Below are 20524 nucleotides of genomic sequence, written 5' to 3'. Positions count from 1 at the left end.
ATGCGAATCCTCCGCTGCGGGCAGCTCGGGCTTGCGCTCAGGCGCGCGCGCGCTTGCGCGCCGCAGGCTTGCCGGCCGTAGTCGAAGCGGCGCTGGCCGCCTGCCGCGGTGCGGCGCCGAACAGGAACATCTCGACCGCGCGTTCCACCATCTTGCGCACGGTCGAGGGCGGCAGCGGCGGGGGATCGCGCTGGTAGATGCGCACATCCACTTCTGCGGTGAGCAAGGCCAGGAAATGCAGCGCGGCGATGGTCGGGTCGCTCTGGCGCAGTTCGCCGCGCGCCATCGCCGCTTCCAGTACCGCGGCCACTGCGGCCACCGATTCGCTGGGGCCGGCCTGGTAGAACAGCTGGCCGACGTCGGAGCGGCCCGCCTCGGCCACCACCATGCGGTAGACCGCGATGGCGATGGCATCGTTGCTCACCACCCGCAGCATGCACTCGCCGAAGTGCAGCAGCATCGAGCGCAGATCGCTCTGGCCGGCGCGGGGCGACTGCAAGCGCTGGATCGCGTCGGACAGATGCGCGGTCGCGGCGGCGCGGACCACAGCGCTGAACAACTCCTCCTTGGACGCGAAATAGCCGTACAGGGTGGCCTTGGAGCCGCCCAACCGTTTCGCCAGCTCGTTCATCGAGGCGCGCTCGTAGCCCAGTTCCTGGAACAGGTGCCTCGCCGCCTCGACGATGGCCTCGCGTCGTGCCTCGGTTCGAACCTTCATTGCGCCTCCTATAAGTGAACCCAACTGTACATTTTCCTTGACAGTGGGGGAAATCGCTTCTAATAATAAACCGTACGGTATGGTTTATTTTAAGTGGCGGCGACGCGCGTCGTCGCGACGCCCGCCGCTACGTCCGTGCACCACTACTCGGTGCGGCTTTCCCGAATCCACGAAAGGGCTCTCCCATGAAACATTCCGTTTGGCTGTCCGCATTGGCGCTGGCGATCAGCCTGGGCGCGGCCGGTTGCGCCAGTACGCGCCCGGTCGCCTACGCCGGGCTGGCCTCGTCACAGCAGTTGCGGCCCACCCTCGGCGACCGCTCCGGCCGGGTTCCCTACGACTATTCGGCCGGAGCCGACTGGCGCGACTACGACAGCGCGGTGGTCGCGCCGGTGACGATCTATCGCGGGCCGGACAACCAGTTCGACCAGAAGGTTTCCGAGCAGGACAAGGCGGAGCTGGCGGACTTCATGCGCGCCGCCTTCGGCGACGCGCTGCAGGCGCGCTTTCCGCTGCTGGACCGGCCGCGGCCGGGTTCGCTGCGCGTGGCGGTGACCCTGACCGGCGCGAAGAAGACGCCGCAGGTGGCAGGAACGGTGACCAAGTTCGACCTGGCCGGTGGCCCGTACAACGTGGTGCAGTCGATCCGCGGCAAGGAAGGCGCCTTGTCCGGTTCGGTCAGCTATGCGGTGGAGATCTACGACGCCACCAACAACCGCCTGCTCAGCGCCTACGTGTCCAAGCAGTATCCGAACGCGTTGAACGTCAAGGCCAGCATCGGCGGCCTGGGTGCGGCGAAGGCAGGGATCCGCAAGGGCGCCCAGGAGCTGGTCGCGCGCCTGGACTAGTGCCATTGCGGTGCGCGGGTTACGCCGCTACGTGGTCAACGCCATCGCCGATGTGCAGCGTGCGCTGATTTCTTGCTGTTGCTGCGTCCGCCGCGTCGCCGCAGGATTTTCGCCAACGCGCGCAGGTCCGTTCCCCGTTCCGTTTTTCACGATCAGGACACTCCCATGCGCCCGCGTCGACCCGCTCCGCCACGCCTTCCGCACAGCCTGCGTCCTGGATTGCAGGCGCTGTACGATCTTCCCGACCTGCCGCCGCGTCGGCGCACGCCGCCGGCGGCGCTGTTCTGGCGCGGCGTGGTCGCGGCGATCGTGCTGGTCGCGCTGCTGGTGCTGCCGATTCGCGCGGCATGGGCCGCCGCGGACGACGACAGCAGTGCGCCGGCGCGTGGCTCGCGCTGGGGCCTGGGCATGGCCGCGCTGACGATGCACAAGCCGTATCGCGGCGTCGAGCCGGAGGTCGTCGCGCTGCCGCTGCTGGTCTACGAGAGCAAGTGGTGGAGCGTGTACGGCCCGTCGCTGAGCCTGAACCTGCCGTCGCTGGGAGCGGTGGCGTTCTCGCTGACCACGCGGTTGTCCCACGACGGCTACGACGCAGCGGACTCGCCGTCGCTGGACGGCATGCGGCAGCGCAAGGATCGCCTGTGGCTGGGCGGCTCGGGCACGTGGCGCACCGGCATCGCCGACACCACGCTGGAGTGGATGCACGACGTGTCCGGCTACAGCCGCGGGCAGCGCGTCGCCATCTCGATCGAGCATGTCTTCGATCTCGGCCTGTTCGAATTGACTCCGCGGCTGGGCGCGGCGTGGCTGGATCGCCGCTACGTGGACTATTACTACGGCGTGCGGCCACAGGAGGCGCGCGCGCAGCGCCTGCCGTATCGCCCCGGCGCCAGCGTCGATGTGGAAGCCGGGTTGCGCGCGGCCCACCGCGTCGCGCATCGCGATTCGCTGTTCCTCGATGTGGGCGTGGATCGCCTCGGTGCGCAGATCCGCGACAGCCCGCTGGTCGGTGGCGCGCTGCAGTCGCGCATCGTGTTGGGGTATGTGCATGTGTTCTGAGCGCGCGCTGCGCTGCCGCGCGCCCCGCGCCTCAGCGCCGCAGCGCTCGCCGGACCCGAAGCGTTGGGCAATGGGTGAGGCCCCATGGCGCTTTCGCCAGCGACGACGCGCTTGCATCGATCGGCCGACAACGCGACCGCTACGGCGGGCCAGCGCCGTATTACACTCTGCCCGCAAGCCAAACCAACATGGATACAGGGGATCAGGATGAGCGGGAGACTGGGGGCAGTCGCGTTGTGCTGTGTGCTGGGAATGGGAATCGGAATGGGGAGCGCGCAGGCGCAGGTGGATCTTGAACCGTTCCTCAGGAAGGACGACGTCACCGACCTGAAGCTGTCGCCGACCGGCGAGTTCCTGGCGGCGACGGTGCCGATGGAGGACAAGACCGCGCTGACGGTGATACGTCGTTCCGACAACAAGACCGTAGGCAGTTTCGCGTTGGGCAAGAATTCCCACGTCTCGGATTTCACCTGGATCGGCGACGGGCGTCTGCTGATCGCGTTGGCCGAAAAGTTCGGTGCGTTGGACAAACCGGTTCCCACGGGCGAACTGTTCGCCATGAATGCCGACGGCACCGCCGCCGAACTGCTGGTCGGATTTCGCGTCGCCAGCAAGGGGCCGGGGACGCGGATCCAGCCGAAGAAGGTGGAGTCGGTCGCCGCTTTTCTGGCCGGCACCTTGCCCGACGACGAGCGCAATGTCGTCGTCACGATATGGCCCTTCAACAGCGACGATCCTTACACCCGCGCCGAACTGCTGGACGTCTACAGCGGCCGCCGGCGCCCGCTGGCCAGCACGCCCGTGCGCCGCGCGAGCTTTCATACCGATCCGCAAGGCATGGTGCGGTTTGCGCTGGGCGCCGATACCGACAACGCCAGCAAACTCTATTACCGCGACGCCAAGGGCGGGGACTGGCGGCTGATCAACGACGAGAACCTCAGTCATCATGTCGAACAGCCGCTGGGTTTCTCCGCGGATGGACGCGTTGCCTATCTCCGTGTGGAAAAGCCGAGCGGCAGCGACGCGGTCGAATCGTGGAATGCGGAAAGCGGCGAGCGCAAGCTGGTCGCCCGCGATGCGGCGACCGACCCTTACCGGATCATCTATCGCAACGATACGAACATTCCGGTGGGCATCTTCGTCGTCGGCGACAAGCCCAAGACCTTGTTCTTCGACGAGGCGTCGCCGGAAGCCAGGATGTATCGTAGCCTGCAGGCCGTGTTTCCTGGGCAGGCGGTCTTCGTCACCTCCAGCACGCGCGATGGCCGGCTGGCCCTGGTGGAAACCTATTCGGACCGCAATCCCGGCGATTTCTACCTATTCGATGCCGCGGCCAAGAAGGCCGACCGCATCTTCAGCCGGCGCGCCTGGTTCGACCCGGAGAAATCGGCCTCGGCGCAACCCATCTCGGTGACGGCGCGCGACGGACAGGTCTTGCACGGTTTCCTGACCCTGCCGCCTGGCGGCGACAGGAAAAAGCTCGCCACCGTGGTGATGCCGCACGGCGGGCCGTTTGGAGAGTTCGACAAATGGACCTTCGACAACGACGCACAACTGCTGGCCCAGGCCGGTTACGCGGTGCTGCAGATCAACTACCGCGGTTCGGGCAACTACGGGCGCGCCTTCCAACAGGCCGGCGCGTGGCAGTGGGGCGGCACGATGCAGGACGACGTGACCGATGCCACGCGCTGGGCGATCCAGCAGGGCATCGCCGATGCGGGACGCATCTGTCTGTACGGCGCCAGTTACGGCGCCTACGCGTCATTGATGGGCGTGGCCAAGGAGCCGTCGCTGTACCGCTGCGCGGCCGGCTATGTCGGCGTCTATGACCTGCCGATGATGTACGTCAAGGGCGACATCCAGACCCGTGCGTCCGGCGAAGCCTACCTGCACGAATGGCTGGGTCCACGCGATGCGCTTGCCGCAGTGTCGCCGGTGAACCTGGCCGACCGGATCAAGGTGCCGGTGTTCCTGGCTGCCGGCGGCGAGGACGAGCGCGCGCCGATCGCGCATTCCAAGAAGATGGAAGCGGCGCTGAAGAGCGCCGGTGTACCGGTGGAGACGCTGTACGTGCCGACCGAGGGCCACGGCTTCTACACCGAGGCGCACCAGCGCGAGTACTACACCAGGCTGCTGGCGTTCCTGAGCCGTTCGCTCGGCGGCGCAGTGGCCAAGCCTGCGGCGGCACGCTAGCGGGCGTCGGATGCGCCACGCCGCCCGATGGTGCGGCGTGGCCCGTTCGCAGGCAGGGTCGCGCACGGCTGCAGCGTTGGGCACAACTGCCGCGGCGCGGCATCGCCGCGTGCCGCCGTTGCCGGCGTCGCCCAGCTCAGCGCGTTTTGCGTAGCGGGTCTGGCATATGTTGTCAGGTCGTTCGCGTGCGCGTGCAGATAGCCGCAACGCCGGCGCTTGGGCATTTCCATGTGCCCGCGCGCAGGATGCGCCTTGCCGGCAACGTGTGCGTACGCCGTTTGCCGCCGGCACTCGCTTTGCGCAGCGCTGCTGCGTTCGCGCCGTATTACACTCCGCCGGCAAGCCAACCGACATGGACAGGGGGAAGAGATGAGCGGAAGACTGGGGGCAGTCGTATTGTGTTGTTTGCTGGGAATGGGAATGGGGATGGGGAGCGCGCAAGCGCAGGTGGATCTGGATCCGTTCCTGAAGAGGGGCGCGATCGCCAAACTGAAACTGTCGCCGACCGGCGAGTTTCTGGCGGCGACGGTGCCGATGCAGGACCGGACCGCGCTGGCGATCATGCGCCGTTCCGACAGCAAGATCGTGGGCACTTTTTCGATGGAAAAGAACAGCCACGTCTCCGCCTTCGAGTGGGTCAACGACACGCGCGTGCTGTTCAGCATGGCCGAGAAGATCGGCGCGATGGACCTGCCGCGGGGTACTGGCGAGCTGTTCGCGATCAATGCCGACGGCGGCGCGGCCGACCTGTTGGTGGGCCAGCGGGTCACCGGCGACAGCCCGGGCTCGCTGATCCAGACCAAGAAGGTCGAGGACGTCATCGCGGACATGATCGGGCCACTGCCCGGGGACGACCACAATGTGGCCATCCAGGTGCGTCCCTTCAGCGTCAGCAAGGACCCGTACAGCCGCGCCGAGATCCTGGACGTGTACACGGGCCGTCGGCGTCCGCTGATCGGCTCGCCGAAGGTCCGCCGCGCCGACTTCTTCAGCGATGCGCAGGGCAAGGTCCGTTTCGCTGTCGGCGCCGATGAGGACAATGTCAGCAAGCTGTTCTATCGCGACGCGCAGGGCGGCGACTGGCGCCTGCTCAACGACGAGAACGTCAGCCATCACGTCGAACACCCGATCGGTTTTTCCGAAGACGGGCGTACCGCTTATCTGCTGGTCGAGCGGGCCAGCGGCCCCGATGCGATCGAGGCCTGGAACGCGGACAGCGGCGAGCGCAAGGTGGTCGCGCGCGATGCGCTGGCCGACCCGCACCGGATCATCTATCGCTATGGCACCCGTATTCCGGTGGGTGTCGAGTTCCTGGCGGACAAGCCGCGCAGCCTGTTCTTCGATCCGGCCTCGCCCGAGGCGAAGACCCAACGGGCGCTGGAAGCCGCGTTCCCCGGGCAGTCGGTCTACGTCACCTCCAGCACCCGCGACGGTCGGCTGAACCTGGTGGAGGTCCAGTCCGGACGCAATCCCGGCCAGTTCTACCTGTTCGACAACGTGGCGAAGAAGGCCGATTTCGTGTTCGCGCGCCGCGCCACGCTGCCGCAGGCGGCGCTGGCGGACGTGCGGCCGATCGCGCTGCAGGCGCGCGACGGCATGCAGTTGCATGGCTTCGTGACGCTGCCTGCGGCGGCCGCGGCAGGCAAGGTGCCGATGGTGGTGATGCCGCACGGCGGGCCGTTCGGTGTCTTCGACGAGGGCCTGTTCGACCAGGATGCGCAGATGCTGGCCCAGGCCGGCTATGCGGTGCTGCAGGTCAACTATCGCGGCTCGGGCAACTACGGGCGCGCTTTCCACCAGGCCGGTGCGCAGCAGTGGGGCGGCGCGATGCAGGACGACGTGACCGACGCCACGCGCTGGGCGATCGCCCAGGGCATCGCCGATCCCGAGCGCATCTGCATGTACGGCGCCAGCTACGGCGCCTATGCGTCGCTGATGGGCGTGGCCAAGGAACCGGCGCTGTACCGCTGCGCCGCCGGCTACATCGGCGTCTACGATCTGCCGATGATGTATGCCAAGGGCGACATGCAGCAGCGCGATTCTAGCGAGACCTTCCTGCGCGAATGGATGGGGCCGAGCAGCGCATTGGCCGCGGTGTCGCCGGTGAACCTGGCCGACCGGATCAAGGTGCCGGTGTTCCTGGCTGCCGGCGGCGAGGACGAGCGCGCGCCGATCGCGCATTCCAAGAAGATGGAGGCGGCGCTGAAGAAGGCCGGGGTACCGGTGGAAACGCTGTACGTGCCGACCGAAGGCCACGGTTTCTACACCGAGGAGCACCGCCGCGAGTACTACACCAAACTGCTGGCGTTCCTGAACCGCTCGCTCGGCGGCGCAGTGGCCAAGCCGGCGGCAGCGCGTTAACCCCTGCACGCATCCGCGTCCCAACGGCGCGGATGCGTGTAGCCAGCGAACCGGTACTCGGTCGGCGCATAGTCGAGCCGCTCTGCAGGGCGGTCGCGCATATTTCTTCCTCGCAGCGCTAATTCCTTGCGATGCGTGTTATCCACGCATCCGCGCGGTGCCGGACACCCAGGCCTGCATGTGCTCTCACTGACGTGCGCGCTGTTGTGTCGTGAAACATATGCGCATCCTGCGCTGTGTGCGGGCTGGCCCCGCCGCCGTGCGAACGCCTCGGCTCAGCGCACCCCGTGCATCATCCGACGCAGCAACGGCGCGGCCAGGAAGGCCAGCACTGCGCAGCCCAGGCCGATCCACAGCATCAGCCAGAACAGGTGCGCGTACTTGGCGGCGGCGTCGGCGATGTTCAGCGCTTCGCCTTCCGGCACCTCGATCGCGGCGAGCTTGCCGAACAGCGCGGCCAGCGCTTCGGAGAAGGCGGTGGCCAGGAACCAGGTGCCCATCATCAGGCTGACCACGCGCGGCACCGCAAGCTGGGTGACCGCCGACAGGCCGACCGGCGACAGGCACATCTCGCCGGCTTCCAGCACCAGGTATGCCAGCACCAGCCACCACACGCTGGCAATCTGTCCGCTGGCGCCGACCTGCTGCGCGGCCAGCGCCAACGGCACGAACGACAGGCCGGCCAGCAGCAGGCCCAGCGCCGACTTGGCCGGCTTGGACGGCTCCAGGTCGCGCCGCTGCAGCCACGCCCATAGCGCGGCGAACAGCGGCGCCAGCAGCACCAGGAACAGCGCGCCCAGATAGGTCAGCGAGCCGGCGGTCTGCGGTAGTACCAGGCAGTCGCGGACCAGGAACAGCAGCATCAGCGCGCTCACCGCCACGAACAGCACGCGCGGCGCCGCCGAGTCCGGACGTCGGTCGGACAGCGTGGCCGCCAGCACGAAGCCCAGCGGCGCCAGCAGCAGCGAGGCGATCGACCACGGCAGCGGGGTGCCGCCGCGGATCACCAGCGCCGGCACGATGTCCTTGGTCATCAGCCGGTCGGTGAAGGTGACCCAGGACCCGTAGGTCTGCTCGTACAGGGTGAAGTACACCAGCGCCATCGCGATCAGCACCATCAGCGCGATCATCTGCTGGCGCTGCACCGGCGTGCACTGGGTGCCGGTGAACCAGGCGAACCACAGCAGCACCGCGCCGAGCACCACCAGCATCAGCATCAAGGCCAGCGAGATCTCCCCGCCCAGGCTGAAGGCGCCGTTCGCCGCGGCCCACATCAGCCCGGCCACCGGTACCACGCCCAGCACCGCCGCCAGATAGATCGCCCATTCGCGCGGCAGCCCGGCCACGCGCTGGCGCAGCAGCGCCGGTTGCGCCGGCTCGGCGTGGCCGTGCAGGTATTTCTGCCCCCACAGGAACATGCCCAGGCCCAGCAGCATGCCGATCCCGGCGGCGCCGAAACCGTAGCGCCAGCCGTAGGCCTCGCCGAGGAAGCCGCACACCAGCGAGGCGAACAGCGCGCCGAGGTTGATGCCGGCGTAGAACAGCGAGAAACCGGAGTCGCGGCGCGGATCGTCGGGCGCGTAGAGCTTGCCGACGATGGTGGAGATGTTCGGCTTGAGGAAGCCCACCCCCATGATGATCAGCGCCAGCGACAGATAGGTCACGCCCAGCGACGCGGTGTCGCGGATCACCTCACCGTCGACGCGCGTGGCGGCGTGGCCTTCGAAGGCCATGCCGACGTGGCCGAGCACCAGCAGGATGCCGCCGAACACCACCGCCTTGCGCATGCCCAGCCAGCGGTCGGCGAGCAGGCCGCCGATCACCGGCACGCAGTACACCAGGCCGCCGTAGGCGCCGAGCAGGTCGAGCCCGGCTTTATCGCCGAACAGGTGGTACTTGGTCAGGTACAGCAGCAACAGCGCCTTCATGCCGTAGAAGGAGAAGCGCTCCCACATCTCGGTGAAGAAACAGACGTAGACGCCCTTGGGGTGGCCGAGGAAATCGTCGCGGAAACTCCGGGCGGCATTCGGATCGCCACTCCCTGTTGATAGAACTGTCAAGACGGATTGCTCTCAAAAGGAAGGTGCCAGTGACAGCATCGGGCGGTGGAGCCGGGTTCGGCTTGCGGACGTGGATGCGCGCTCATCGCAGCGAAAGGGATTTGAAGCTGAAGCCCAGTTGTCTGCCGTCAGCACTTAGGCCAAGTTCCTGCGGGGATGTGGCATCGGGCATGTGAAATTCGAACCTGTATTCCAATTTCTGCATTTCGGAAGGAATGGCAATATCGATCGGATATTTGCCCGTCGTGTTCCCCGAAATCCTCGCTTCGTGCAGCAGCTTTCCATTCAAAAGGATTTCGATCCGCTGGCTTGCCAGCTTTCCATGCAAAAAGGGCGCAATCTCCATTTTGAGCGTCGTAGCAGGAGCGCCGTCCGCATTGGTGCACGTGAAGCTGGCATTCTTCCCTTGCGTCCAGCGGCTGCTTTCCTCTGCACCGTCGAATCCACTTATCATGCCGCGTGGAATGGACCCTTTGAGGGAAAAATCGAAGTCCTGTTTGCAGCGCCTCGCCGCTATGGTTCGAGCGGCGATACACTGACTGGCGACCACGGACATGGGGCCGTGCGCGTAAGTGTCGCACCCTGAACTTCCGAACAAGGGGTCGCTTCCCAAGCTCACGATGTATGAGTACCGCTCGAAGTCGGCGATGTTGTTGCTGATGAGCACGTCGCTGATGGCTAAGTCGCGTTTGGTGTGGGTGATTGCTAGCGAAAACATGTAATTGAATGCCGGGTTGCGATTCGTGCCGATTACGACATTTTCCTTGTGGTCTGCCGGGCTGGGTAACTGGGTGTCCGCTACGGAAATGATCTGCCTTTCGCTACGCATGATGTCGGAGACATCGAACCATGGCGCCTTGGGAACGGTGCCGCTGAGGGTGATGAACAGGCTGGTCGGAAGGATGATGGCCGAGATCAGTGCGCCATGCCCTAGCAGAAAGTCGCGGTTCCGTAACGGATACGAAAGTAGCCATCCAAACAGGGCCGATAACTGGATCAGGAGCAAGCTCAGAATACAGAATATGTATTTCTTCACCGCGTAGTCGGAGCCACTTCCTCGTAAGTTAAACGCGTATTGCGTCAGGCACAGAAGCCCGATGGCAAGGCCAAGTAACGCAAGGTATTTCAGGCTGTACTCGTCATCGCGTGCGGAACGCACCCATCTGGCGAAGGTTGCGATAGACGTCAGCACTAGCAGGGTCGCCAGCGCGATGACGCCTACTGGATAGGAGACGGTGACCATCTCCAGGCGGCCGTTGTTTTCTGCAATGGAGCTGACGGCTGAAAATGACGGGTGCAGCACCAGCCCGATGATGGACGCGGCGGCCATTGCCGCCGCAGGTGCCAGGGTCCGGACGGACACAGATTTGCTGACGATGGCGCGCACTACTTGAATGCCCAGCAACCCCAGAATCAGGCCGAGCATGGCCACCGCGGGCAATAGGTGGATCGACGCGAGCACGAGCATGAGCAGGGTAAGTGCGAAGCATGTCTGGAGTGTGCCAAACCTGCGCTCAAACAACATCGCTGCGACCGCGCCAGCATAGAGAAGGGCCTCGCCAACGAGTTGCGAATAGAAGAAATTGTCGATGATCTCGTGCCCGTGCAAGTCGAGGTTCACGGTCGCGGCGTTCAGTGCAACGAGGCTGCCCATGGCGATGAGGGCAAATGGCCCCCTTCGCTCCGGAAGAGCGTGCAGTAGCGCGGCCAGGCTCAGCCAGATGGTAGCCAGTGCAATCAGCGTGGTCATATGCACTCCGAGGAAGACGGAGCCCAGCAGTCGCCCGAGCAGCGCGGCGACTATGTGCGCGCCCTTGGGGTACAGGTTCATTTCTCCCAGCGTTGGGTCATTCGCCGCGAGAGGGAACCATTGCTCCGAAATGCGATATGCCAGTGCATAGTGATGCGCAAGGTCCACTGACCCATTCCAGAGCGAATCCAAGTGGAGGGCGACGAAGATGACAGCCATGACTGCCGAGAGGCAAAGTGGTAGCTTGAAAGGAATGGTTTTCACGCGTTCTTCTTTCTGGGTTCTTTAGTTGGAGCACTGGTCGTGCAACTGCCGCATGCTGCGTGCACGACCGTTCGGTATGAGAGGCTGGCCCATTCCTGGCGGAGAAAAGAGGATGCATTCCTCCACGGGAACGGAGGTGCAAGAGGCCTGCTGTGGTTAACGCGAGATCTCACGGGCAGGCCAGGCGGAAAGGGTAATCATAGTGCAGGGCGGCGCCTGCTGGACTTAAACGCCCGCAAACGCTAGCGTGTCGCGGATTTTTCTTCCACTAGGAAACGCCTAATGCACCATGTCACCCAGCCGCGTCAGCTCACCTTCCGCGCGGTCGTGCTGGCGATCGTGCTGGCCGTCGTGCTGTCGGCGGCCAATGCCTACCTGGGGCTGTTCGCCGGCCTGACCATCGCCACCGCGATCCCGGCAGCGGTCGTGTCGATGGGCGTGCTGCGCCTGCTCGGCGGCGGCACCATCCTGGAGAACAACATCGTGCAGACCGGCGCCTCGGCCGGTTCGTCGATCGCGGCGGGGGTGATCTTCACCATCCCGGCGTTGGTGATCATGGGCTACTGGCCGGACTTCAAGTACTGGTGGGTGCTCGGCATCGCCGGCATGGGCGGCCTGCTCGGGGTGCTGTTCTCGGTGCCGCTGCGGCGCTCGATGATCGTCGAGGATCCGCTGCCGTTCCCCGAGGGCAAGGCCGCGGCCGAAGTGCTCAAGGCCGGCGAGAACCCGGGGCCGGGGCTGAAGATCCTGGCGCTGTCGGCGCTGATCGGCGGCGTGGTCAAGCTGGGCGCGGCCAGCGGCCTGAAGGTGATTCCCGATACCTGGGCGCAGGCCACCTACCTGGGCAGCAGCAAGCTGGTCGGCTACGTCGGCACCAACCTGTCGCCGGCGCTGCTCGGGGTCGGCTACATCGTCGGGCTCAACGTCGGCATCGTGGTGCTGTCCGGCTCCATCCTGTCCTGGCACATCGCCATTCCGCTGTACCAGCAGTTCTTCATGGGCTCCGATCCGGCGCTGGCGCAGAGCCTGGCCGCCGCGCCGGCGGCGGACGCGGCGTTCGGCATCTGGGCCGCCAAGGTGCGCTACCTGGGCGTGGGCGCGATGCTGATCGGCGGCGTGTGGACGCTGTTCTCGCTGCGCAAGTCGCTGCTGTCCGGGGTCAAGAGCGGCTTCGCCGCCGCGCGCAAGAGCACCGCCGGCACGGTTGTCGCCGAGACCGACCGCGACCTGCCGATGAAGTGGATGCTGGTGGCGCTGCTGCTGTGCACGCTGCCGCTGCTGGGCCTGTACCAGGCGATCGTGGGCCAGTGGCACGTCAGCATCCCCATGACCATCATCATGATCGTCGCCGGCTTCCTGTTCGTGTCGGTGTCCGGCTACCTGGCCGGGCTGATCGGCTCGTCGAACAACCCGGTGTCGGGTATCACCATCTCCACCATCCTGTTCGCCTCGGCGGTGCTGGTGCTGCTGCTCGGGCGCGACTCGCCGATCGGCGCGGTCGCCGCGATCATGATCGGCGCTGTGGTGTGCTGCGCTGCAGCGGTGGGCGGCGACAACCTGCAGGACCTGAAGGCCGGTTACCTGGTCGGCGCCACGCCGTGGAAGCAGCAGCTGATGCTGGCCATCGGTGCGTTTTCCTGCGCGCTGATCATGGCGCCGGTGCTGAACCTGCTGGCTCAGGCCTACGGCATCGGCGCGGCGACGCCGGAACATCCGAACTCGTTGGCGGCGCCGCAGGCGACGCTGATGGCCTCGGTGGCCAAGGGCCTGTTCGGCGGCGAGCTGCCGTGGACGATGATCGCCATCGGCGCCGTCGTCGGCGCGGCGATCATCGCCCTGGATGAGTGGCTCAAGCGCACCGGCAAGCGCTTCCGCGTGCCGGTGCTGGCCGCGGCGATCGGCATCTACCTGCCGCTGGAGCTGATGGTGCCGATCTTCCTCGGCGGCCTGATCAGCCATCTCGTCGAGCGCTTCCACAAGATCCGCGCCGACGACGAGGAAGGCCGCGACCGCGTGCATCGTCCGGGCACGCTGTTCGCCGCGGGCCTGATCACCGGCGAGGCGCTGATGGGCATCGCCATCGCCGTGCCGATCGTGGTCTCCGGCCGCGCCGACGTGCTGGCGCTGCCTGCGGCGTTCCATCTGAACCAGTGGTACGGCCTGCTGCTGCTCGCCTTCGTCGGCTGGCTGCTGTACCGCACCGGCAAGAAGGGCGAACCCACCGCGCCGCTGCCGCCGTCGGCGTAAGCGCGGGCGCCAGCCAAGCAACGCACGAAGCCCGGCCCCGCGCCGGGCTTCGTGTTTTCGAGGGCGGCAACGCGTAGTGGCGATGCGCCCGGCGGATGCTTCGCAAAACATCTGGCCCACGCGCCGATCGAAGTCGCGCGCTGCGCCGTAGCGCTGCAGGCAACACGTACCGCCCGTAGTCGACCTCCAGTGTCGCGCAGCCTTGCGACGAAACAGGCGAGCGCACACGCTCTCGCGAGTCCCGAGTCCCGAGTCCCGAGTCCCGAGTCCCGATCCAGGTCCCATGACTTCATGCCTTTGCACCACGCCCATCCACCCGCCTACCATCGACGTTTTGCCGTGTTCCGGAGACGCCCGATGACCTTGCGCTACGCCTTGCTGCCCCTGTGCCTGCTGCCCGCGCTGCCCGCGCTGGCGGCGACCCGCGGTTTCGATGTCCGCGACATGGTGGCGCTGGACCGGGTGTCCTCGCCGCTGCTGACGCCCGACGGCGGCACCGTGATCTTCGCCAAGCGGCAAATGGACAAGGCCACCGACAAGGCCAGCACGGGGCTGTGGCTGCGCAACCTGCGCACCCGCGATGCGGCGCCGCCGAAGCGGTTGACCCCGGACGGCTGGAACGTCAATTCGCCGGAGCTGTCGGTCGACGGCAAGACCGTGTACTTCCTCAGCGCCAAGTCCGGCCGCCAGCAGCTGTATGCGATGCCGCTGGCCGGCGGCGCGCCGCGCCAGCTCACCGATCTGGCGCTGGACGTGGACAGTTACCACGTCGCGCCGCAGGGCGACCGCGTCGCCTTCAGCGCCGGCGTGTTCCAGGACTGCGGCTCGGACCTGGCCTGCACGCAGAAGCGCCTGGACGCGACCAAGAACGCCAAGGCCAGCGGCGTGGTGTTCGACCAGCTGTTCGTGCGCCATTGGGACACCTGGAACGACGGCCGCCGCAACAGCCTGTTCGTCGCGCCGTTGCCCACCGGCGCCAAGGCCAAGCCGGTGGTCGGCGCCTCGGCGATCAGCGGCACCCTGGCCGGCGACATCCCGTCCAAGCCGTTCGGCGGCGGCGAAGACTACACCTGGGCGCCGGACGGGCAGTCGCTGGTCGCCAGCGTGCGCCTGGCCGGGCGCGAGGAGCCGTGGTCGACCAACTTCGATCTGTACCGGCTGGACGCGGCGGGCAAGACCGCGCCGGTCAACCTGACCGCGGCCAACCCGGCCTGGGATGCAGGCCCGGTGTTTTCCGCCGACGGCAAGACCCTGTTCTACCGCGCGATGCAGCGCCCCGGCTTCGAGGCGGACCGCTTCGGGCTGATGGCGATGGACCTGGCCAGCGGCAAGACCCGCGAGATCGCGCCGCAGTGGGACCGCTCGGCCGACAGCATCCAGGTATCGGCCGACGGCAAGACCCTGTACGTGCCGGCGCAGGAGATGGGCCAGCATCCGCTGTTCGAGATCGATGTCGCCGATGGCGGTGTGTCGCAGATGGTCGGCGGCAACAGCGTGGCGGAGTTCGACATCAAGGGCGGCACCCTGGCGGTGATGACCAATTCGCTGCAGACCGGCAACCAGCTGTTCACCGCGCCGATCATGCAGGAAGCCGGCGCTACCGAGATGCGCGCGATCACCCCCAGCGCCGGTGAGATGCTGCCCGACGTGAAGTTCGGCGAGGCCGAGCAGTTCTCGTTCAAGGGCTGGAACAACGACACCGTGCACGGCTACGTGGTCAAGCCATGGAACTACCAGGAAGGCAAGACCTATCCGGTCGCGTTCCTGATCCACGGCGGCCCGCAAGGCAGCTTCGGCAACGGCTGGAGCAACCGCTGGAACCCGCAGACCTACGCCGGGCAGGGCTATGCGGTGGTGATGATCGATTTCCACGGCTCCACCGGCTACGGCCAGGCGTTCACCGACGCGATCAGCCAGCACTGGGGCGACCGCCCGCTGGAAGACCTGCAGAAGGGCTGGGCAGCGGCGCAGAAGCAGTTCAAGTTCCTCAATGGCGACAAGGCCTGCGCGCTCGGTGCCAGCTACGGCGGCTTCATGGTCAACTGGATCGCCGGCAACTGGAATTCGCCGTTCAAGTGCCTGGTCAACCACGACGGCGTGTTCGACCAGCGCATGATGGGCTACGCCACCGAAGAGCTGTGGTTCACCGAGTGGGAGCAGGGCGGCACGCCGTACCAGAAGGCGTCGAACTACGAGAAGTTCAACCCGGTCAACCACGTCGCCGACTGGAAGAAGCCGATGCTGATCGTTCACGGCCAGCTGGATTTCCGCATTCCGGTGGAGCAGGGCCTGGCCGCGTTCAGCGCTGCGCAGCGCCAGGGCATCGAATCCAAGTTCCTGTACTTCCCCGACGAGAACCACTGGGTGTTGAAGCCGCAGAACAGCATCCTGTGGCACGACACGGTGAATGGGTGGTTGAAGCAGCATATCGGGCAATGAGGACGGGACCAGGGACCGGGGACCGGGGACCCGGAACAGCGAAAGCGGGCGCGGATTGCGTCTTGCCAGAACGCGAACCAAGGCGATGTCCGCTGGCGTGCGCGCTGCCCGGTTTCCGGTCGCGCCGCCGCGCTTTTCCGGGTCCCCAGTCCCCGGTCCCCGGTCCCGATTCCCCATGATCCACAACGACATCGTCATCTTCGGCCTGATCGCCGCCACGCTCGGGGCGGTGTTCTGGACCGCCGCGCGGCCGAGCGGGTTCTGGAAGCGTTTCTACGGCGTGGTGCCGGCGCTGCTGCTGTGCTACCTGATTCCCGGCATCTACAACACCGTCGGCCTGATCGACGGGCAGCACAATCGCCTGTACGACCCGGTCGCGCGCGACGTGCTGCTGCCGGCGGCGCTGGTGCTGCTCACGCTCACCGTCGACCTCAAGGGCATCCTGCGCCTGGGGCCGAAGCTGGTGGCGATGTACCTGGGCGCGTCCTTCAGCATCATGCTCGGCGCGGTGGTCGCGTTCCAGTTGATGAAATGGCTGCATCCGGCCACGGTGGCCGGCGACACCTGGGCCGGCATGGCCGCGCTGGCCGGCAGCTGGATCGGCGGCGGCGCCAACATGCTGGCGATGCGCGAGGTGTTCCAGGTCGACGCCACCACCTTCGGCCAGTTCGCGGTGGTCGATGTCGGCGTCGGCTATGTGTGGATGGCGCTGCTGATCTTCCTCGCCCCGCGCGCGGCGGCGATCGATGCGCGCAGCGGCGCCGACACCAGCGGCATCGACGATCTCAAACAGCGCATCGCGCAGTTCCAGGCGCAGCACGAGCGCGTGGCCAGCCTGACCGACCTGATGCTGATCGTCGGCATCGCCTTCGGCGCGGTCGGCCTGGCGCATGCGATCGCGGCGCCGACCGCGGCCTGGTTCGCGGCCAACGTCAGTTGGGCCAAGCAGTTCAGCCTCGGCTCGCCGTTCGTGTGGGTGGTGGTGCTGTCGACCACCATCGGCCTGCTGCTGAGCTTCACCCGCGCACGCACGCTGGAAGGCGCCGGCGCCTCGCGCATCGGGTCGTTGCTGCTGTATTTCCTGATCGCTTGCATCGGCATGCAGATGGACCTGCTGGCGCTGTTCGACCGCCCGTGGATCTTCCTGCTCGGCCTGATCTGGCTGTGCGTGCACATTCTGCTGCTGCTGGCGCTGGGCAAGCTGCTGCGGGTGCCGTTCTTCTATTTCGCGATCGGCTCGCAGAGCAACGTCGGCGGCCCGGCTTCGGCACCGGTGGTGGCGGCCGCGTTCCATCCGGCGCTGGCCCCGGTCGGCGTGCTGCTGGGCACGATGGGCTATGCCACCGGCACCTATCTGGCGTACCTGGTCGGGATCACCTTGCGGGCGATGGCGGGCGCGGGCTAACGCCCCGTCATGCCCCCTGTAGGAGCGGCTTCAGCCGCGACCGGGCATTGTCGGGAAAGCCCCGGTCGCGGCTGAAGCCGCTCCTACAGGGGGGTTATCCAGGGTGGGCATCGGCGCCGGCGGCCGGCGCCAGTGACCTGCGCGCCTACTGCTGCAACGCGACCCGGCGCTGCTGCTCTTCCTGCTGCGGCACGTGCGCCAGGTTCTGCTGCTGCAACTGGCCGACGTTGGCCTGCGCCGGTTCGCTGGCCGCCGCCGCGGTCTGCACCTGGCTGCGCAGATGCGCCGGGTCGTCGACGCGGCCCTGCACCGCGAACAGGCGATCGCCGTCGCGGCTGGGCATCAACGTGTCGATGCGCTCCAGGCCATCGTGGCTGGCGCGCGCGGCGACGCTGGCGGCGGTGTTGAGGAAGGCGCGGTCGTCGTGCAGGTCGAGCCGCTCGCGCTGCGCGTCCAGTTGCACCACCGCGTCGTTGAACAGGCGGCTGCCGGTCGGCATCGCGCGGTCCTGGGTCTGCGCGTGGCTCTGCGATTCGAGTTCCTGCGCCTTGATCACCGAATCGATGCCGTGCAGGTCCAGGCGATGCTTGAGCATCATGCCGGGTATCAGGCGCTGGCCGAACGACAGCGGGTCCGGGTCGGGCAGCTGGATCTGGTGGCCGGCGGCGTCGGGCATCGCCCATTTCAGCGGGATGCTGTCTTCCTGCAGGTGGGTCAGCAGTTCGTTCTTGACGTGGTAGCCGCGGATCAGCCCGTCGGCGGCATAGTCCTTGGCCGCGGACGCATCCAGGCCTTCGCGCTCCAGGGTACGGTCGTTGACCCCGGCCGCGTTGTAGGTGACTGCCGGCACGTCGTTGACCATCGCCGAGGCCGCGGCCAGGCCGCCGCCGAGCGAATGCCCGGAGATCATCAGGTCCTGGCCGAACGCCTGTCGGGCCTGGCTGCCGAGCTGGATCGCCGAGGCGTACTGCGCGTCGGCGAAGCCCAGGCCCTGGCCGAGGTTGTGCTTCCAGTCCTTGCCTTCGTCGGTGCCGCAGAAGGCCAGCACCACGTTGCCCTGGTCGTTGCGGTAGAGCGCGGCGTCGAAGCCGCTCTTGGCGTCGTGCAGCATGCTCGGGTCGATGCCGGCGCGCTGTACCGCGGCATCGTCCATGCGGGTCCAGCCGTCGGGCAGCGGGGCGAACGTTTCCGCGCCGCCGGCGCGGCGCTGGCCGGCGGTGACGTAGAGGTCCTGCAGCAGGCTGGGGAGTTGCCGGTCCACCGCCTGCGGCTGCTGGCCGCGGACGGCCTCGCCGAAGGGGGCGGATGCGGCGGTGTCGGAGAGATCGTTCTGGCTCATGCGCGGCTCCTTGCGTGTCGTGCGACAGCCCGCCTCAGCGGGTCGCTTCCAGTGGGATGTCGTGGGCGCTCAGCCACTCGCGCACGGCGGCGCGGGTCTGCTGCGCGGCGCTGTTGAGCAGGCGCTCGGGCGTGGTGAAGAAATACGCCTGGAAGGTCTTCTGCTGCGCGTTGCGCAGGCCCGGATCGACCCCGGCCTGCAGCAGCTTCAGCACCCACGGATTGCCGGCGCTGCTCTGCGCGGCCAGGTGCAGCAGCGAGTTGCCGCTGGCATCGACCCGGCGCGGATCGGCGCCGGCCTGCAGCAGCAACTGGATCTGTTCGTCTCGCTTGCTCTGCACGGCGCGGAACAGCGGCGTCCAGTTGCCGCGCGCGCTGACCGGATCCACCGGCGCGCCGTGCTGCAGCAGGATCTTCAGGTACTGCGGGTCCTTGGCCATCGCCGCCATGTGCACGACGGTTTCCTGGTCCATGCCCGGCTCGGACGGGTCGGCGCCGGCGTCCAGCAGCGCGCCGAGCGCGAGCGGCTGTTCGTTCCAGATCGCCCATTCGAGCAGGGTGACGTTCTGGTCGCCATGCGCGGACAGATCCACGCCTGGGGCGAGCGTGGCGATACGTGCGGCATCGCCGCGCGCGACGGCGGCGGCGATGTCGGCGAGACGGGGATCGCGGAAGGCGACCGAGTGATCCTGCAACGTGGCTGACATGGCAGATTGCTCCTTGGCGCCGGGCGTGGCGGCGCATGAGACCGAGAAGAACATCGAGGTCGCAAGAGCGATCAGGGCGGGGAACTGCTTGCGCATGGAATGCTCCTTTCCTGTTCGCGGTCCTGTTCCGGTGGGACGCAATCCTCGCGTCCCGGTCCGATGCTAGCAGCTGCCTTGCGCCGATTCGGTAAGGTTTTGTTACAGCGGCGGCGTGGCGGAAATCGCGGCTGTATGCGGTGAAGCGCCGATTGATCCGGAAATGCGGTCGGCGCGCGCACGCCGGTCGCGCGGCCCCAGATCGGTCCCACGTCCCGGTGCGCATGCCTGTGCGGCGCGCGCCGTACGCTGCAGACACGCGTTGGCGGCGCCGCGAGCACGGCGGCGTACATGCGCAGCCCGGCATAATGTGGGTTTGCACGAGGAGCCTGGCGATGACCGCGACCCCCTTCGACCTGCTGATCAGCGACTGCGACGGCGTGCTCGTCGACAGCGAGGTGCTGGCCGACCGGGTCATGCTCGAGGCCCTGGGCGCCTATGTGCCGCGGGCCGACCTCGAACACTTCCTGGCCGGCAGCTTCGGCCAGACCGCCGACGAGATCGTCGAGCGCGTGCAGCGGCATTTCGCGGTGGCGCTGCCGCCGGGATTGTTCGACGACATCCGCCAGCGCTCCGAGGCGCTGATCGCCGCCGAGGTGCAGCCGATCGCGGACGTGCGCGAGGCCCTACTCGCGATCGCGCTGCCGCTGGCGGTCGCCTCCAACAGCCAGCGCCACAGCGTGGTCGCCTCGGTGGCGCGCGCCGGGCTCACCGAGCGCGTCGGCGGCAACGTCTTCGGCGCCGACATGGTGGCGCGGCCGAAGCCGGCGCCGGACGTGTATCTGTTGGCCGCGCACACCCTGGGCGCGGCGCCGCAACGCTGCCTGGTGATCGAGGACAGCGCCACCGGCGCCAGCGCCGCGCTGGCCGCGGGCATGACCGTGATCGGCTTCACCGGCGCCGCGCACATCCCGCCGGGCCATGCCGAAACCCTGCGTCAGCTTGGCGTGGCGGCGGTGATGGAGCGGATGCGGCAGTTGCCGCAGGTCTATGCCGAATTGGTGCGTGCAGCGGCGGCGTAGCTTGGGCCGGGACTCGG

General features: G+C 67.2%; 13 protein-coding genes. 8 read left to right on the top strand and 5 right to left on the bottom strand.

Annotated elements, in window-relative coordinates; all coding sequences use genetic code 11:
• Positions 1 to 37: 37 nt before the first annotated feature.
• Complete coding sequence (locus NUG20_RS14625) at positions 38 to 718, bottom strand: TetR/AcrR family transcriptional regulator (protein ID WP_263395183.1); 681 nt, start codon at positions 716 to 718, stop codon at positions 38 to 40.
• A 185-nt stretch (positions 719 to 903) separates the two neighbouring features.
• Here NUG20_RS14625 and NUG20_RS14620 point away from each other — a divergent pair, with 185 nt between their 5' ends.
• From NUG20_RS14620 to NUG20_RS14605, 4 genes are all read left to right on the top strand, one after another.
• Positions 904 to 1566, top strand: a complete 663-nt coding sequence (locus NUG20_RS14620) for a DUF3313 domain-containing protein (RefSeq protein ID WP_263395182.1) — start codon at positions 904 to 906, stop codon at positions 1564 to 1566.
• Between the two features lie 165 nt (positions 1567 to 1731).
• Positions 1732 to 2625, top strand: coding sequence for a MipA/OmpV family protein (locus NUG20_RS14615; protein ID WP_263395181.1), 894 nt, complete (start codon positions 1732 to 1734; stop codon positions 2623 to 2625).
• 252 nt (positions 2626 to 2877) lie between these two features.
• Positions 2878 to 4818 carry an alpha/beta hydrolase family protein gene (locus NUG20_RS14610; protein ID WP_263395180.1) on the top strand — a complete coding sequence of 647 codons (1941 nt, stop codon included), beginning with the start codon at positions 2878 to 2880 and terminating at the stop codon, positions 4816 to 4818.
• A 426-nt stretch (positions 4819 to 5244) separates the two neighbouring features.
• A complete protein-coding gene (locus NUG20_RS14605) occupies positions 5245 to 7179 on the top strand; it encodes an alpha/beta hydrolase family protein (protein ID WP_263395179.1) in 1935 nt (644 codons plus the stop codon).
• Positions 7180 to 7454: 275 nt separating this feature from the next.
• On the opposite strand, the gene NUG20_RS14600 is transcribed toward NUG20_RS14605, so the two are convergent.
• Both NUG20_RS14600 and NUG20_RS14595 read right to left on the bottom strand, forming a co-directional pair.
• Complete coding sequence (locus NUG20_RS14600) at positions 7455 to 9239, bottom strand: peptide MFS transporter (protein ID WP_263395178.1); 1785 nt, start codon at positions 9237 to 9239, stop codon at positions 7455 to 7457.
• Positions 9240 to 9321: 82 nt separating this feature from the next.
• Complete coding sequence (locus NUG20_RS14595; RefSeq protein ID WP_263395177.1) at positions 9322 to 11253, bottom strand: hypothetical protein; 1932 nt, start codon at positions 11251 to 11253, stop codon at positions 9322 to 9324.
• A 282-nt stretch (positions 11254 to 11535) separates the two neighbouring features.
• Here NUG20_RS14595 and NUG20_RS14590 point away from each other — a divergent pair, with 282 nt between their 5' ends.
• From NUG20_RS14590 to NUG20_RS14580, 3 genes are all read left to right on the top strand, one after another.
• Positions 11536 to 13500 carry an OPT family oligopeptide transporter gene (locus NUG20_RS14590; protein ID WP_263395176.1) on the top strand — a complete coding sequence of 655 codons (1965 nt, stop codon included), beginning with the start codon at positions 11536 to 11538 and terminating at the stop codon, positions 13498 to 13500.
• Between the two features lie 357 nt (positions 13501 to 13857).
• The gene (locus NUG20_RS14585; protein ID WP_263395175.1) at positions 13858 to 15939 is read left to right on the top strand and encodes an alpha/beta hydrolase family protein; all 2082 of its coding nucleotides are present in this window, start codon (positions 13858 to 13860) and stop codon (positions 15937 to 15939) included.
• 175 nt (positions 15940 to 16114) lie between these two features.
• Complete coding sequence (locus tag NUG20_RS14580; protein ID WP_263395174.1) at positions 16115 to 17344, top strand: DUF819 family protein; 1230 nt, start codon at positions 16115 to 16117, stop codon at positions 17342 to 17344.
• Positions 17345 to 17489: 145 nt separating this feature from the next.
• Here the strand turns inward: NUG20_RS14580 and NUG20_RS14575 are convergent, their stop codons facing one another.
• Positions 17490 to 18683, bottom strand: a complete 1194-nt coding sequence (locus NUG20_RS14575) for a Tle-like phospholipase domain-containing protein (protein ID WP_263395173.1) — start codon at positions 18681 to 18683, stop codon at positions 17490 to 17492.
• A 34-nt stretch (positions 18684 to 18717) separates the two neighbouring features.
• Positions 18718 to 19485: an ankyrin repeat domain-containing protein gene (locus NUG20_RS14570; RefSeq protein ID WP_263395172.1), complete on the bottom strand. Its 768-nt coding sequence runs from the start codon at positions 19483 to 19485 to the stop codon at positions 18718 to 18720.
• A gap of 335 nt (positions 19486 to 19820) precedes the next feature.
• On the opposite strand from NUG20_RS14570, the gene NUG20_RS14565 reads away from it, so the two are divergent.
• The gene (locus tag NUG20_RS14565; protein ID WP_263395171.1) at positions 19821 to 20507 is read left to right on the top strand and encodes an HAD-IA family hydrolase; all 687 of its coding nucleotides are present in this window, start codon (positions 19821 to 19823) and stop codon (positions 20505 to 20507) included.
• Positions 20508 to 20524: the final 17 nt, after the last annotated feature.

This window comes from Xanthomonas sp. CFBP 8443, from assembly GCF_025666195.1.
Taxonomy (GTDB): domain Bacteria; phylum Pseudomonadota; class Gammaproteobacteria; order Xanthomonadales; family Xanthomonadaceae; genus Xanthomonas_A.
Note: the sequence above shows the minus strand (reverse complement) of the source record. Positions and strands in the feature narration are given on the sequence as shown.